The sequence below is a fragment of the Flavobacterium okayamense genome (assembly GCF_019702945.1).
Taxonomy (GTDB): Bacteria; Bacteroidota; Bacteroidia; order Flavobacteriales; family Flavobacteriaceae; genus Flavobacterium; species Flavobacterium okayamense.
The window spans coordinates 1,943,882-1,959,472 of sequence record NZ_AP024749.1 but is presented as its reverse complement, the minus strand read 5'-3'; the positions used below and the strand labels follow the sequence as shown (position 1 = coordinate 1,959,472).

18 protein-coding genes and 1 tRNA gene are annotated in these 15,591 nt (G+C 29.5%); 9 read left to right on the top strand and 10 right to left on the bottom strand.

Annotation, left to right across the window (positions count from 1 at the left end; translation table 11 throughout):
* Positions 1–76: 76 nt before the first annotated feature.
* Together KK2020170_RS09100 and KK2020170_RS09095 are read left to right on the top strand one after the other, a co-directional pair.
* Entirely contained in the window at positions 77–1,195 is a 1,119-nt protein-coding gene (locus KK2020170_RS09100; RefSeq protein WP_221258024.1) for a TlpA disulfide reductase family protein, read from the top strand.
* Positions 1,196–1,357: 162 nt separating this feature from the next.
* A tRNA-Tyr gene (locus tag KK2020170_RS09095) sits at positions 1,358–1,439 on the top strand.
* A 152-nt stretch (positions 1,440–1,591) separates the two neighbouring features.
* Here the strand turns inward: KK2020170_RS09095 and KK2020170_RS09090 are convergent.
* Genes KK2020170_RS09090 through KK2020170_RS09080 form a run of 3 tightly spaced genes read right to left on the bottom strand, consistent with a single transcriptional unit; the run spans position 1,592 to position 3,601 of the window.
* Positions 1,592–2,221 (bottom strand): hypothetical protein, encoded by a 630-nt coding sequence (locus KK2020170_RS09090; protein WP_221258022.1) that lies wholly within the window; start codon positions 2,219–2,221, stop codon positions 1,592–1,594.
* A 7-nt stretch (positions 2,222–2,228) separates the two neighbouring features.
* Positions 2,229–2,918, bottom strand: coding sequence for an SIMPL domain-containing protein (locus KK2020170_RS09085; RefSeq protein WP_221258021.1), 690 nt, complete (start codon positions 2,916–2,918; stop codon positions 2,229–2,231).
* A gap of 41 nt (positions 2,919–2,959) precedes the next feature.
* Positions 2,960–3,601 (bottom strand): rhomboid family intramembrane serine protease, encoded by a 642-nt coding sequence (locus tag KK2020170_RS09080; protein ID WP_221258020.1) that lies wholly within the window; start codon positions 3,599–3,601, stop codon positions 2,960–2,962.
* A gap of 68 nt (positions 3,602–3,669) precedes the next feature.
* Between KK2020170_RS09080 and KK2020170_RS09075 the strand changes: the two genes are divergently transcribed.
* The gene (locus KK2020170_RS09075; protein ID WP_221258019.1) at positions 3,670–4,551 is read left to right on the top strand and encodes a lysophospholipid acyltransferase family protein; all 882 of its coding nucleotides are present in this window, start codon (positions 3,670–3,672) and stop codon (positions 4,549–4,551) included.
* A 14-nt stretch (positions 4,552–4,565) separates the two neighbouring features.
* On the opposite strand, the gene KK2020170_RS09070 is transcribed toward KK2020170_RS09075, so the two are convergent.
* Genes KK2020170_RS09070 through KK2020170_RS09060 form a run of 3 tightly spaced genes read right to left on the bottom strand, consistent with a single transcriptional unit; the run spans position 4,566 to position 7,699 of the window.
* On the bottom strand, positions 4,566–6,050 hold the full coding sequence (locus KK2020170_RS09070; protein ID WP_221258018.1) for an aminotransferase class V-fold PLP-dependent enzyme: 1,485 nt from the start codon (positions 6,048–6,050) through the stop codon (positions 4,566–4,568).
* A gap of 7 nt (positions 6,051–6,057) precedes the next feature.
* A complete protein-coding gene (locus KK2020170_RS09065) occupies positions 6,058–7,092 on the bottom strand; it encodes an RluA family pseudouridine synthase (protein WP_221258017.1) in 1,035 nt (344 codons plus the stop codon).
* Positions 7,079–7,699 (bottom strand): PASTA domain-containing protein, encoded by a 621-nt coding sequence (locus tag KK2020170_RS09060; protein ID WP_221258016.1) that lies wholly within the window; start codon positions 7,697–7,699, stop codon positions 7,079–7,081. The genes KK2020170_RS09065 and KK2020170_RS09060 overlap by 14 nt, the downstream gene beginning before the upstream one ends.
* Positions 7,700–7,782: 83 nt before the next feature.
* Here KK2020170_RS09060 and KK2020170_RS09055 point away from each other — a divergent pair, with 83 nt between their 5' ends.
* From KK2020170_RS09055 to coaD, 3 genes are read left to right on the top strand one after another with little or no spacing between them, the layout of a single operon-like run.
* Positions 7,783–8,757 carry a D-alanine--D-alanine ligase gene (locus KK2020170_RS09055; protein ID WP_221258015.1) on the top strand — a complete coding sequence of 325 codons (975 nt, stop codon included), beginning with the start codon at positions 7,783–7,785 and terminating at the stop codon, positions 8,755–8,757.
* A 15-nt stretch (positions 8,758–8,772) separates the two neighbouring features.
* Positions 8,773–9,297 (top strand): hypothetical protein, encoded by a 525-nt coding sequence (locus KK2020170_RS09050; protein WP_221258014.1) that lies wholly within the window; start codon positions 8,773–8,775, stop codon positions 9,295–9,297.
* Between the two features lie 5 nt (positions 9,298–9,302).
* On the top strand, positions 9,303–9,767 hold the full coding sequence (coaD, locus tag KK2020170_RS09045) for a pantetheine-phosphate adenylyltransferase (RefSeq protein ID WP_221258012.1): 465 nt from the start codon (positions 9,303–9,305) through the stop codon (positions 9,765–9,767).
* A 28-nt stretch (positions 9,768–9,795) separates the two neighbouring features.
* Here coaD and yaaA read toward each other — a convergent pair whose 3' ends face one another.
* From yaaA to KK2020170_RS09030, 3 genes are all read right to left on the bottom strand, one after another.
* The gene (gene yaaA / locus KK2020170_RS09040; protein ID WP_221258011.1) at positions 9,796–10,554 is read right to left on the bottom strand and encodes a peroxide stress protein YaaA; all 759 of its coding nucleotides are present in this window, start codon (positions 10,552–10,554) and stop codon (positions 9,796–9,798) included.
* 123 nt (positions 10,555–10,677) lie between these two features.
* Positions 10,678–11,172: a hydrolase gene (locus KK2020170_RS09035; protein ID WP_221258010.1), complete on the bottom strand. Its 495-nt coding sequence runs from the start codon at positions 11,170–11,172 to the stop codon at positions 10,678–10,680.
* A 2-nt stretch (positions 11,173–11,174) separates the two neighbouring features.
* Complete coding sequence (locus KK2020170_RS09030; protein WP_221258009.1) at positions 11,175–11,948, bottom strand: MBL fold metallo-hydrolase; 774 nt, start codon at positions 11,946–11,948, stop codon at positions 11,175–11,177.
* A gap of 106 nt (positions 11,949–12,054) precedes the next feature.
* On the opposite strand from KK2020170_RS09030, the gene KK2020170_RS09025 reads away from it, so the two are divergent.
* Entirely contained in the window at positions 12,055–13,515 is a 1,461-nt protein-coding gene (locus KK2020170_RS09025; RefSeq protein ID WP_221260024.1) for a TonB-dependent receptor, read from the top strand.
* Positions 13,516–13,543: 28 nt separating this feature from the next.
* Here KK2020170_RS09025 and bcp read toward each other — a convergent pair whose 3' ends face one another.
* Complete coding sequence (gene bcp, locus KK2020170_RS09020; protein WP_221258008.1) at positions 13,544–13,996, bottom strand: thioredoxin-dependent thiol peroxidase; 453 nt, start codon at positions 13,994–13,996, stop codon at positions 13,544–13,546.
* Positions 13,997–14,054: 58 nt separating this feature from the next.
* On the opposite strand from bcp, the gene KK2020170_RS09015 reads away from it, so the two are divergent.
* Together KK2020170_RS09015 and KK2020170_RS09010 are read left to right on the top strand one after the other, a co-directional pair.
* Positions 14,055–14,699, top strand: coding sequence for an endonuclease III domain-containing protein (locus KK2020170_RS09015; RefSeq protein ID WP_221258007.1), 645 nt, complete (start codon positions 14,055–14,057; stop codon positions 14,697–14,699).
* 32 nt (positions 14,700–14,731) lie between these two features.
* Entirely contained in the window at positions 14,732–15,580 is an 849-nt protein-coding gene (locus KK2020170_RS09010; protein ID WP_221258006.1) for a tetratricopeptide repeat protein, read from the top strand.
* Positions 15,581–15,591: the final 11 nt, after the last annotated feature.

Here is a 15,591-nt window from a genome sequence, read left to right as displayed (position 1 = left end):
TATGAAAAAATTAATAATAAATACATTTTTAAAAGTGTTTTTTTTAAATATTTTTGTAACTAATTAAAACAATAGAATGAAAAAATTATTAAGTACGATTGCTCTTGCAATAGTTATTATTTCTTGTAACCAAACAAAAAATGGTTATGATATTTCTGGTACAGCTAATGGTATAGAAAATGGTAAAAAAGTTTTTATCCAAATTATGGATGAAAAAAATGTACCAACTTCAATTGATACGGCTGTTGTTACCAATGGGAAATTTGAATTTAAAGGAGAAGTTAAAGATGTTGATTTAGCATATATTAAATTTGACATGGATGGTTCAATGCCTTTTTTCTTGGAAGAAGGGAATATTAATGTTAACTATGTTAAAGATAGCGTTTACAAGTCAACTGTAACAGGAACTTATAACAACGATTTACTTTCAGATTTCAATAAAAAGTCCAATGAAGTTGGTGAAAAGTTAGTAAAATTTCAAAAAGAAAATTTACAAAAAATGAGAGAAGCGCAACAAAATAAAGATACCGTTACCATAAATGCTATAATGGAAAAACATGATGCTTTTCAAAATGAATTAAATACTTTTTCTGAAGATTTTGTTTCAAAAAACAACAATGCAATTTTATCGGCTTTATTAGTTGAAAACTTTATAAATCAACAATCTTTAGAGGTGTCTAAAATTCAAACATATTTTAACAGTTTAACCGATAATGTAAAAAATTCAAAAAGCGGTAAACGTGTTAAAAAACTAATAGACGCTATTACTTCAGTAGAAGTTGGACAAAAAGCCCCTGATTTTTCAGCTCCTTCTCCAGATGGTAAAACAATTTCGTTAAAAGAATCATTAGGAAAAGTAACTATTATTGATTTTTGGGCTTCTTGGTGTGGACCTTGTCGTATGGAAAATCCTAATGTAGTTGCTATGTATAACGAATTACATGAAAAAGGTTTAAACATTATTGGCGTTTCTTTAGATAAAGATGATGCAAAGTGGAAAGAAGCGATAGAAAAAGATGGTCTAAATTGGAACCATGTTTCAAATTTAAAGTTTTGGCAAGATCCAATTGCAGAAATGTATAATGTAAAAGCTATACCTGCTACTTTTATTTTAGATGCAAATGGTGTTATTGTTGCAAGAGACTTAAGAGGTGCAGAATTAAAAGCTAAAGTTGAAGAATTATTGAATAAATAATCTATTTTTTTCAATTTAAATATATTAAAACTCCCCATTGGGAGTTTTTATTTTTTTCATAACCAACAACTTACAAAAAAGGTGTAAAAATTGTAAAAAATTGATTGTTTTGTAATAAAAACAATTCTATATTTGCAACCGCTTACAAGATAAGTAAAGGCTGGGGAGATACTCAAGCGGCCAACGAGGGCAGACTGTAAATCTGCTGACTATGTCTTCGCAGGTTCGAATCCTGCTCTCCCCACAAAGAAAAAATCTCAGAATATGTTAAAAGTTTACTTTTATAAATGTTTTGGGATTTTTTATTTGAGTAAGATTCATCTTACTCGGGATGAACGTAGTTAATCCTGCTCTCCCCACAAGACATAAAAAAGCTCAAGTTATTACTTGAGCTTTTTACTTTATATTTCTATTAGTTATTGTTACAATATTACTACCACTAGCTTGATACCAATGATACTTTCGTTTTGGTAATTCTTTAAATAAATTTAAAAATTCTTTATTTAAATCAATATCATTGTATAAAATTGTCAATAATTTTTGAGCTTTAAATCTTAATTGATTCTTTTCTTTGTTATTTTCAGTTAAAGGATAAATCTCCTCAAATCCAACTAATCTATCAATTTCATCTATTTTCACTTTAAAAGTAACTGTGCCGCCATCTAAAAATCCAATCTTACTACATTCTTCGTCATTTAAACAATCTTCAAGGGTTTCGATACCTTCTTCTCTAAGTTTTAAAATAAGTTCTTTTGTTGTATTATTATTAATTTTACTATGTAAAACCAATTCCTCATTATCAATTTTCCATATTTTTTTCCAAAATCGTTGAAGAAAATTTGGATTACCTGTTCCTTTAGTTATTTCAGTAATTATCAAACCTTCAAATTTTTCATATTCATATTCATTTAAAATTAGTTTTTGAGGTCTACTTATTAAAGATATTTCATAAACTGCTTTAGGAATTTCTTGACTAAACGAAAAGAAACTTAAAAAAACAACTATAATTATTAAAATGCCTTTCATTATTCAATTACTCCATTTCAAAAACAACAGAAACATTAGAAATAATTTCTATTTCACCGATAGCTAAAGTTTCTCTATTCATTCCTACTCCTTCAGAATCAGCAGCCATCGCATACGTTTTATACATTGGTTGTGGATAATTTGTTCTTGAATTATCTGAAATTGTAATTGCCTTACCTACTTTCTGATTTAAAACTGAAACATAATCTTCGGCTTTCTTTTTGGCGTCTAAAATGGCTTCTCTCCTAGCTTGCGCTTCTAATTCTTTAATCTTAGACGATTTAAAATCTACTCCGTTTATATTGTTTATTCCAGATTCTACTAAATCCATTATTAAAGCATCGTATTTTTTTAAATCTTTTAAATAAATACTTATAGTTTGTGATGCTTGAAACGAATACTTCTTTGCATTATAATCGTAGTTTTTATACAATGAAACTCTTTCTGTTTGATAATCGGTTTTAGCAATTCCATGTTTTTTAATCACTTTCAAAACAGCATCAACAGTATCGTCATTTTTTTTCTTTACTTCTGTAGCATCTTTTCCGTTATTTTGAACACCAAGTGTGATAATTGCTTCATCTGGAATAACTTTAATTTTTCCTTCACCAGAAACTGAAATTGATGGAACTTGTTTTAATTCTTGTGCTTGTAACATAGTTGTTATTAATGTTAGTACTAAAAATATTTTCTTCATAATATTAAATTTTAGTTTTTAAATCCAATTATAATGCCAAACTATAGTTTATTTTTCTTTTGCATGTAAAACAAAATAATAATAGGTATTAAAAGTAAAACGACCATTTTTGTATTGGTATAAATCATTTGAGGTTCCTTTAAAAGTGTTACCAAATAACCGCCAATCGCTCCGCCAAAATGTGCAGTATGACCAATATTATCTGTTCGCGATTTCATTCCGTAAAGAGAATACAACAAATAACCTATTCCGAAAATATAACCTGGAATTGGAATTGGAATAAAAAACATATACAAATTCATTTCTGGATACAATAGTATTGAACTATAAATAATTCCTGTTACCGCTCCAGAAGCACCAACAGCTCTGTAATAATATTCTTCTTTATGAATGTAGAATGTTAGTAAACTTCCCGCAATTAAACTTGCAAAATAAACTACAATAAAATAATTAGCTCCAAATGTATCAATAACAACAGGTGCAAAGAAATAAAGCGTTAACATGTTAAACGCCAAATGCGTAATATCAACATGTAAAAAGCCTGAGGTTAACATTCTTATTTGTTCTCCAGCTTTTATACTTCCTAAATGAAATTCATATTTTCTAAAGAAACTCGAATCGCTAAAACCTTTTAAACTTACTAAAACATTTATACCAATTAGGACAATTAAAACTAAATTCATTTTGTTTTTTTAGTAAAATTACAAATCCAAAAACGATTATTGAAGTATATTTGTAAAAATAAATTTAAATGCAGCGAATTCTGTTTTACATTGTTTATGCTTTTCTTTGGGTAATTTCAATATTGCCATTTCCTATATTTTACTTTGTTTCCGATTGCATTTATGTTCTTGTATACAGAATCATTGGTTACCGAAAAAAGACTGTAAGAGCAAACATCAAATTAACGTTACCCCATCTTTCTGATAAAGAAGTTTTGGAAGTTGAAAAGAAGTTTTACCATCACATGTGCGACATGTTTTTAGAAATGATAAAAACGATGACCATTTCAGAAGAAGAAATAAAAAAGCGTTTTACTTTTACTAATATTGAATTATTTCATGAATATGAAAACAAAAACAAAAGCATAATTTTACTTTATGCCCATTATGCTAGTTGGGAATGGTCTTTAACTTTAGGTTTTTATACAAAATTTGCAGGTTTTGGAATTTATAAAAAAATACAGAATCAATATTTTGATAAAATGGTTCGTGATATTCGTTCGAAATTTGGAGCTGAACTTATCGATACAAAATCAACTGTAAAAAGAGTTAAAGAAAACCAAGAAAAAGGTATTTTAGGTGTTTATGGTTTCATTAGTGATCAAACACCTTCAAGACAAAAAGCTAAATATTGGGATGAATTTATGGGACACGTTGTTCCAATTCATACAGGAGGAGAAAATTTAGCTAGAGAACTAGATATGAATGTATTATACATGAAAGTAATGAAAACAAAACGCGGACATTACGAAGCTACATTTATTCCTATTACAGATGATATTAAATCGTTACCTGTAAACGAAGTTTCTAAATTATTCATTAGAGAAGTTGAAAAACAAATTTATGAAGCCCCTGAATATTATTTCTGGACACACAAAAGATGGAAGTTTAGAAAAGAAAAAGCTCAGTAAAAACTGAGCTTTTTTTATAACTGAAACCAATCTTCAACCTTATCTTTAATTGATTTTTTAAAATCTTTGTGCGTAAATTCGTTGGTTTGATTACTATATTTATAATCTTCCTTCCACTGTTTATGGTTTTGTGCCAAAGCTAATATAGCATCGCAAACATATTCTATTTCTTTGTTGGTTGTTGTTGGATGAATTGACATTCGAATCCAGCCTGGTTTTTTCTCTAAATCACCTGCAGAAATCTGACAAACAATTGAATTTGAAGTTTCTTTATCTACATGCAATAAATAATGTCCGTACGTTCCAGCGCAACTACAACCACCACGTGTTTGAATTCCGAATTTATCATTCAATAATTTCACACCTAAGTTATAATGTAAATCATCTATATAAAAAGAAATCACGCCTAACCTATCTTGATGTTGTGGTGCCAAAATATTGATATTTTCAACATTTCCTAATTTAGAAAAGATATATGAAACAATTTCATGTTCTCTTTCCAAAATATTTTCAACGCCCATTTGCTCTTTTAAACGAATAGCAAGAGCTGTTTTAATTACTTGAAGAAAACCAGGTGTTCCACCATCTTCTCGTTCTTCAATACTATCAATATATTGATGTTCACCCCAAGGATTTGTCCATTTTACAGTTCCTCCACCTGGGCAGTCCGGCACATTATTTTTATATAAGTTTTTATTAAAAACCATTACACCGCAAGTTCCGGGTCCACCTAAGAATTTATGTGGAGAAAAGAAAATAGCATCTAAATAAGCTTCTTTATCTTCAGGATGCATATCGATTTCAACATAAGGTCCTGAACAAGCAAAATCTACAAAGCAAACGCCGTTATTTTGATGCATAATTTTCGCTACTTCGTGATATGGTGTTTTTATTCCTGTTACATTAGAACAAGAAGTAATTGAAGCTATTTTAAAACTTCTATTTTTGTATTTTTCTACTAGTTTTTTAAAATTTTCTAAGCAAAATAATCCTTCATCATTAGCTTGAACTACAACCACATCTGCAATCGTTTCAATCCAAGAAGTTTGATTCGAATGGTGTTCCATGTGCGAAATAAACACTACTGGCTTCAGAGCATCTGGGATTGAAGTAAATTCTTTTAAATTTTCAGGAATACGAAGCCCAAGAATACGTTGCAATTTATTTACAACTCCAGTCATTCCTGTTCCATTTGTAATTAAAACATCATCACCATTAGCATTTACATGCTTCTTAATAATATGACGTGCTTCATGATAAGCAAATGTCATAGCCGTACCCGTAACCGAAGTTTCTGTATGTGTATTGGCCACAAAAGGACCAAACTCATGCATCATTTTTTCCTCTATAGGTTGATACAAGCGTCCGCTTGCTGTCCAATCGGTATAAACTATATTTTGAACACCATAAGGTGATTCAAAAGTTTCATTAATTCCTATTATTTTCTCACGAAATTGTTGAAAATACTGTTCTAGTTGTGTCTTTTCTGTAGTTATCATAACTTCGTTATTCTTCGATTTGTTGGGCTTTAGAATATACTCTCCATTTTTCTATACATTCTTTAATATCATTTGGAATTTCACATTCAAAACGTAAAAATTCTTTTGTTATTGGATGCTCAAAACCTAAAGTTCTTGCATGTAGTGCTTGTCTTGGTAAAACTTTAAAACAATTATCTACAAACTGCTTGTATTTTGTAAAAGTTGTTCCTTTCAAAATGGCATTTCCACCATATCGCTCATCATTAAATAAAGTATGACCAATATATTTCATATGTACACGAATTTGATGCGTACGTCCAGTTTCTAATTGGCATGAAATTAAAGTAACATATCCTAATCGCTCTAAAACTTTAAAATGTGTAACTGCTGGTTTACCTTTATCGCCGTCAGGATAAACAGCCATTTGCATACGATTTGTCATATGGCGGTCTATGTTTCCTTCAATAGTTCCTTTATCTTCTTCAACATTACCCCAAACAATAGCAACATATTCTCTTTCAGATGTTTTTTCAGCAAATTGCTTGGTTAAATAATCCATTGCCAACTCTGTTTTAGCAACAACCAAAAGTCCAGAAGTGTCTTTATCAATTCGATGTACTAATCCAGGACGATTTGAACTATTCATAGGTAAATTCTCAAAATGATAAGCTAATGCATTGACTAAAGTTCCGCTGTAATTTCCATGTCCAGGATGAACAACCATTCCTGCAGGTTTATTTACAACAATTAATTGGTCGTCTTCATAAACAATATCAAGTGGAATATTTTCACCTTTAAGCAAATGTTCATAGGGTGGATGTTCCAGCAACATTTGTACAACATCACCTGGTTTTACTTTATAATTAGATTTAACAACTTCATCGTTTACACGAATATTTCCATTTTCAGCAGCTTTCTGAATTTTACTACGTGTAGCATTTTCAATTAAATTCATTAAAAATTTATCAACACGAAGTGGTTGTTGTCCTTTAGCAACTTCAAATCGATGGTGTTCGTATAAATCGCCATCTTCAAATTCTTCATTATTATTCTCCAGCATCTTCAACAGGTGTTTCTATTGTAGTTTCTTCTTTATCAAAAGTTTGTTCGTCATAAAATTCTTTTCCATCACCCAATACAAAATCAAGGGTTGAATTTTTCTTTACTTTATCACCAGCTTTAAGTGTTTTACCTTTTTGAGTAACAGCTAAAACTTCATCCTTAGCAAGGTGAGGCTTGTATGTAATTTTACCTTCCTTAAGTCCTAATGATTTTATATTAGCACTTACTTGACGGAATGTCTTACCCTTCAATGCAGGAAGCGTTACATCATCATATTCACCTGCATTAACTTTTACATAAATCTTGCGCCCGTTTTTCACAGTATTCTCAGCTTTTGGATCTTGCTCGACAATTGAATATGGAGGCATGTCATTTCTAAAATCTACTGTATCTAAAAGAATTAACTCTAAACCTAATTCCTCTAATTTTTCTTGAGCAATTTTAACTTGCATTTTAGATAAATCTGGGACAGGAATTTCCTCGCCATGATTTGTTTTAATGTCTAAAAACTTTAATAATACAAAAACTAAAACTACTACTATTCCAAAGGCAATAGCTAAGTGCTTAAAAAATGTTTTACTTGTTAAAAATTTTACGATGCTCATAAAAGATGTATTTTGGCAAAGATAACATTTATAGTTATCAATAAATAATGTAATTTTGTTATTCTATTAAATAACGAATTTACATGATAAATGTTGCTATCATCATGGGAGGTTATTCAAGCGAATTTGAAATCTCTCTTAAAAGCGGAAACGTCGTGCATAAAAATTTAGATTCTGCTTTATACCGCTCACACAGAGTTCACATTCTTAAAGAAAAGTGGGTTTATGTAGATGAAAGCAATCAGGAATTTCCTATAAACAAAGACGATTTTTCAGTTGAAGTAAACGGAACTAAAATTACTTTTGATGTTGTTTTTAACGCTATTCACGGAACTCCAGGTGAAGACGGGTTAATGCAAGCTTATTTAGAATTGATTGGAATTCCGCAAACATCGTGCGACATGTATCAATCTGCTTTAACTTTTAATAAACGTGATTTATTGTCTGTTTTAAAGCCGTATGGAATAAAAACTGCTACTTCTTTTTACTTAAACAAAGGAGATATTATTAACGAAACTGAAATACTTGAAAAAGTTGGGTTGCCTTGTTTTGTTAAGCCAAATAAATCAGGCTCAAGCTTTGGAATTTCAAAAGTGAAATCAAAAGAAGAATTACTTCCAGCTATAGAAGTAGCTTACAAAGAAGATAACGAGATTATCATTGAAAGTTTTTTAGATGGAACCGAAGTATCTGTTGGTGTAATTAATTACAAAGGAGAAACAAAAGTTTTACCAATGACCGAAATTGTTTCAGAAAATGACTTCTTCGATTACGAAGCTAAATACTTAGGAAAATCTCAAGAAATTACACCTGCTAGAATTTCTGATGAAATTCATTCAAAGGTGGCTTCAACAGCAAAAAAAGCTTATGAAATCTTAAAAATGAGAGGTTTTTCACGAAGCGAATTTATTATTGTAAACGGAGAACCTTTTATGTTAGAAATGAACACCGTTCCAGGTCTAACAACCGAAAGTATTTTACCACAACAAGCACGTGAAGCTGGAATTTCACTTCCAGAATTATTCGGTAATGCAATTCAAGAAGCCCTAAATAACTAACCAAAATAAATCATCATGTCAGTATTCTCAAAATCTATTATTGCAATTTTCTTACTAACATTTACTTTTTCTTTTAGCCAAATTAAAATTAAAGAGAAAAAACAGTCTATTCAAACAGTTACAAATACTACAGAAATAAAAACAATTCCAAAAGACCAATTAAACGCTATTAAAGAAAATTACAATTGGGATAAGGCGAATTATTTAATTATAAATTTTAAAAATCTGCAAGTAAAATGTAGCTATGATGTTTATGAAAACATTGTAAATGCATATAATTCATATGAAAAAAAGGCATTTGAAAAAATGGATTTATCAAATTGTAAAAATATTTTTATTTATGCCGATAAAGATTTAGCAAAGCCAATTCTAGATAATAAAACACATTTTGAAGATATTGGTTTATATTTTATGAAAAACTACTTTAACCAAAAAAACAATTGTGTTGGTGTTATGGTAATTAACCAAAAAGGAGAATATTTGGTTGAAACTGAGGAATACAATACCTTTACAATTGAAAACATGATGAAAAAACTATAATTGAAATGACAAGAAAAGCAATCTTTCCAGGTTCTTTTGATCCTATAACAAACGGTCACTATGATATTATTAAAAGAGGTGCTTCACTTTTTGATGAAATTATAGTTGCCATTGGAATTAATGCAGAAAAAAAGTATATGTTCTCTCTAGAAGAACGTAAACGTTTTATTGAAGAAGCGTTTAAAGATGAACCTAAAGTAAAAGTCATCACATATACAGGATTAACAATTGATTTATGTAGAAAAGAAAATGCTGATTTTATATTAAGAGGATTACGCAACCCTGCTGATTTTGAATTTGAAAAGGCTATAGCTCACACCAATAGAAGCTTATCTGAAATAGAAACAGTTTTTTTATTAACAGCGGCAAGAACATCTTACATTTCATCAAGTATTGTACGTGATGTTTTAAGAAATGGCGGTGATATAAAAAAACTTGTTCCGGATTCTGTATGGAAAACTATAAAATAAAAAAGCTCGCAAATGCGAGCTTTTTTTATTAACGAGTAAACACTAATTTATTTCCTTTGCTAAGATTTGCATCAAAAGCATAACCTTCGCAATTAAAGTTTTTTAGCTCTTCTAATGTTTCAACATTTTTATCAATAATATATCGTACCATTAATCCCCTTGCTTTTTTAGCAAAAAAACTAATCATTTTTAACTTGCCATCTTTATAGTCTTTAAATTCAGGTGTAATAACTGGAACTTTTAATGATTTAGTATCAACAGCGCTAAAATATTCATTACTCGCTAAATTGATAAATAATTCATTTTTTTCAATTTCTTTATTAAGAGAATCTGTTATAGTTTTTTTCCAAAATTCATAAAGATTTTTCTTACTACCTATTTGTATAGAAGTTCCCATTTCTAATCTATACTCTTGCATTAAATCTAATGGTTTCAATAAACCATATAAACCCGACAATATTCTTAATTTATCTTGTAAAATATCCAATTTTTCTTCAGGAATTGTATAAGCATCTAAACCAACATACACATCTCCATTAAAAGCATATATTGCTGGACGTGAATTTTCTGAAGTAAATGGTAATTTCCAATCTTGATTACGTTGCCAATTTAAATCGGCTAACTTTTCAGAAATACTCATCAATTCCATCAAATCTTTAGGCTTCTTCTTTTTTAAAGTCTTCTGAATTGTTTCAGATTTATTTAAAAATTGAGCTTCAGTGTATTTTTTGGTTGGTAATTTGGTTGTAAAATCCAATGATTTTGCAGGAGATATAACTATTTTCATTTCATTTCAATTTTTTCAAAAATACAAAATAGAAATCGTTTCAAAACTAAATCTAAATGGAATAAATTGATTTTACCATAAACTTAATTTATAAAAAAAGGAGAACTAAATTCTCCTTTATAATTACTCAATTTTTTGCTTTTCATATAAAACAGTGTCAACCGTTTGAAAATCTGTAGGCTCACCATCTTTAAAGAAATACTTGACAAGAATTTGCCCCCATAATTCACCATTTGAATACTCTGCAATAATCCATCTATGGTTTAAAACTTTAGCTTTATTAACAATAAATTGTTTACCGTCAATAGGCTCATAAGGCACTAAAGGATTTCCTTCTTTATTAGTATTTAAACTAACTAAATCTTCATTAACCTTTTGCATCACTTTTTGGTAATCTAAATTTTGACTGTAAAAATACTCTTGAGCATCTTCATCATTGGCTATATCAAAATAATCATTGTATTGTGCTTCCATTAATGAATCTCTAGATTGTTGTAAATGCATTTTTGCTTTCGTAACTTCTCTATCTTTCGATTCTAAAATTTTAGTAGAATTTACATACTGAAAAACGTTTATCAAAAACGAAAACACAAATAGGTATAAAAATATATTCTTCATAATTAAATAGTTATTTCTAGATTATCATATGCCAAAAAAACATTCTCAGGTAATTTAGCTTGTACTTCATCATGAAACCCAAACAAATGACTTATATGAGTTAAATATGCTTTTTTAGGTTGAACCAAAGATATAAAATCTAAAGCTTCTTCTAAATTAAAATGTGTATTGTGTGGCTCTTCACGTAAACAATTGATTACCAAAACTTCGCAATCTTTAATTTTTTGTATTTCTGAAAAATCAATAGTTTTAACATCAGTCAAATACACTATCTCTCCTATTCTATAACCAAAAACTTGAAGTTTACCATGCATTGCTTCAATTGGTATTATTTCTTGGTCTTTTACATGAAAACTTTCATTTGTCTTGACTTCTACTTGTGAGACAGAAGGAGCTCCTGGATACTTATTTTCATTACTAAATATATAATCGAAACGTCTTGAAAGATTATCTAAAACTCTTTTGTGTGCATAAACCGGTATATCTCCTTGTTTAAAATAAAATGGTCGAATATCATCTAAACCAGCAGTATGATCGGCGTGTTCGTGCGTAAATAACAACGCATCAATATGCTCACACTTGCTATGCAACATTTGTTGGCGAAAATCTGGCCCACAATCAATTATAATAGAAAACTCTTCAGAATATATCCAAACAGAGACACGCAATCTCTTATCCTTAGGGTTATCACTTAAACAAACCGGATGTTCACTTCCAATTACAGGAATGCCTTGAGAAGTTCCTGTACCTAAAAAATATAATGTTAATCCATGCATATACTACAAAAATAAGAATATTTGCAGTATAATATTTAGTAATTCGTTAACTTTGCATTTTAAGATAAATATACTGGTATTCCCAAACATTTTTTAAATGAAAAGTATAACTACAGATATTAAAATTAGAGGAGATAAAGCAATTGAACAAATCCCTTCAATTAAGGATAAAGCTTTACGCATAAACCTTAATGAAAGTATTTATGGAACATTTGCTGAAATTGGAGCTGGACAAGAAACAGTTAGACATTTTTTTAGAGCAGGTGCTTCTTCTGGAACCATTGCAAAAGCTATGTCTGCATATGATAAAGATTTTAGTGATGCGATTTATGGAATCGAAGAAGATGGCCGTTATGTAACAGAAAGTCGTCTTAAAAAAATGTTAGCACATGAAACTCAATTAATTGAAGAACGATTACACAGAGAAAAACATCCAAATAAAATTTTCTTTAGTTATGCTAATACAGTTGCAACAATAGATTTTGCTAAGCAGTACAAAGGACATGGATGGGTTGGTATTAAATTTCAAGTAGAACCCGATGAGGAATACAATGAAATTATACTTCATATCCGTTTTAAAGAAACTGATGCTCGATTACAACAAGAAACTCTCGGTATATTAGGTGTTAACTTAATTTATGGTGCTTTTTATAAGCACAATGATCCAAAACGTTTATTACGCTATTTATATGACCATTTAGATAAAGATCAATTAGAAATTGATACTATAAATTTCTCAGGACCTCGTTTTGCAGAAGTTGATAACCGATTAATGAGTTTACAATTGGTTAAAAATGGTATGACTGATGCGGTAATGTTTGGACCTGATGGAAACAACATTTTACCTGCAGCTGTCTTATACAAAAAGAATATTTTAGCGTTAAGAGGAAGTTTCAGACCTGTTACTAAAGTAAACATGAATATGTACAAGAAATCATATAACATGTTTATAGATGAAAACAAAGTTGATAAAGAAAATACATTTGTAGTTTTCGAAATTACACTTTCAAACTTGAAAGCTGAAGGTGAAATTGATGAAAGAGATTTCTTAGATAGAGCCGAATTACTTTGTTCTTTAGGACAAACCGTAATGATTTCTAACTTCCAAGAGTACTTTAAAGTTGTAGAATATTTTTCTAACTATACCAAAGCTCGAATGGGATTAGCAATGGGTGTAAATAACCTTGTAGAAATTTTCGATGAAAAATACTATCGTCATTTATCTGGTGGAATTCTTGAGGCTTTTGGTAAACTTTTCTATCGCGATTTAAAAGTATACTTATATCCAATGAAGGATGAAAATGGAACTATTGTTAATTCTGATAATTTGAAAGTACACCCAAGAATGAAAGAACTTTACAAATTCTTTAAATTCAATGGTAAAGTAGTTGATATAAAAGATTATGAAGAAAAAAACCTTGAAATCTTCTCAAGAAAAGTTTTAAAAATGATTGGTGAAGGAGAAAAAGGTTGGGAATCCATGTTGCCTTCTGGAATTCCTGAAATTATAAAAGATCACAAACTTTTTGGTTATCAAGAAGAAACTATAACTGAAAAAACAAACTAAAAAAATCCCGGATAAACCGGGATTTTTTTTATTTCAATATTTGACTAGCGTGCTCTTTCGTTTTAACTTTTTCAATAACTTCTTCAATTATTCCCTTTTCATCGATTACAAAAGTTGTTCGGTGGATTCCGTCAAATTCTCGTCCCATAAATTTCTTTGGCCCCCAAACTCCAAAAGCTTCAATAACTGATTTATCTTCATCGGCTAATAACGGAAATGGCAAATTATTTTTTTCTATAAAATTGGCTTGCCTTTTTGCGCTATCAGCACTCACTCCAAGCAATTCATAATTATTTGCTTTAAATCTCTCAAAATTATCTCTTAAATCACAAGCTTCCATTGTACATCCAGGCGTACTCGCTTTTGGATAGAAAAATACAACTAGTTTTTTTCCATTATAATCACTTAACTTATGTTCGTTTCCGTTTTGATCTAAGCCTTTAAAATTTGGTGCCTTATCTCCTGCTTTTAATGTTGTCATTTATTTTTTGTTTAGATGTTTAAAGTTTAACTTTGTTTGAAGTTATAAATTTACAAAAATGACGAAGAACGAAAAAGTAACATTTGTTATAAATACGTTAAACGAATTATATCCTGAAACTCCAATACCTTTAAATCATAAAGATCCTTATACACTTTTAATTGCGGTTTTACTTTCAGCTCAATGTACTGATGAACGTGTAAATAAGATTACACCGTTACTTTTTGCAAAAGCAGACAATCCTTATGATATGGTAAAAATGAGTGTTGAACAAATTGCCGATATCATTCGTCCATGTGGATTAACACCTATGAAATCGAAAGGAATTTATGGTTTATCACAAATTTTAATTGATAAATATAATGGTGAAGTTCCACAAGATTTTGAAGCGCTAGAAAGTTTACCTGCTGTTGGACATAAAACTGCAAGTGTTGTGATGAGTCAAGCTTTTGGAGTTCCAGCATTTCCTGTTGATACACATATTCACAGACTAATGTATCGTTGGAATTTAAGTAATGGGAAAAGTGTACAGCAAACTGAAAAAGATGCAAAAAGATTATTTCCTGAAGAAACTTGGAACAAATTACATCTACAAATTATTTATTACGGAAGAGAATTTTCGCCAGCGCGTGGCTGGAATTTAGAAAAGGATATTATTACCAAAACTATTGGAAGAAAAACTATTATCAACAAAGTTTCATAAAGTAGCTATACTTACAAAAAATTATGATTAATATGCTTAAAAAAATTATAATATTATCATTAATAACAATGATATCTCAAGCGCAAACAATTTTAGAACACAATAAAAGAAGTGTTGATTGTGAAGACAAATGGGTAACGTTTGAACCAGACAAATCAGGAAAGTATTTGTTAGGCTTTATTTACATAGATAGTGAAGCCGGACTAACTTTTAATTATGAGGGTGAATTTAAAATTGATGATGAAGGTGTTTTTAAAAGAATTGACAATATTGATTCTATTAAAACAAATTCCTTAAAAGCAAGACTTAGACCAGATATAAAAGGTATTGCTGAAATTCCTAAAAATAAATTTAAAGAACTTAATATTGATGAAACTCCGAAATGGCTTAAATTTTATAAAGAAGGTGAAAATTCTATTGAGCGATTATTTAAATGGGGTTATATGTATAATGGTTGGAATGAATGTGAAAAAGCTTTAACTTTTCTACTCAAAGCAGAAAAAATAGACTCCAATTTTGAAGGGCTACAAACTGAAATTGCATTTTCTTATAACGCTTTAAAAGAGTTTAAAAAAGCCGAAACTGCTCTTTTAAAAGCTATAAAAAATGACCCAAAAGATTGTTATACTTTAAAAGAATTAGCATATACTTATCGTCACATGGATGAATTAAAAAAATCAGCTGAGATTTATCACAAAATGGAAAGTTGTGATAACATAGTATATATACAAGAAACTGCATATAATTTAGCATATAGATACTACGAACTCAAAGATAATAAAAACTTTTCCAAATGGAGTGCTGAAGTTTTAAAGTGGGGTGATAAAAAGTCTATATATTCCAAAAACATTGAAATACTAAAAAATGAATTAAAAGATTAAAATAAAAGAAA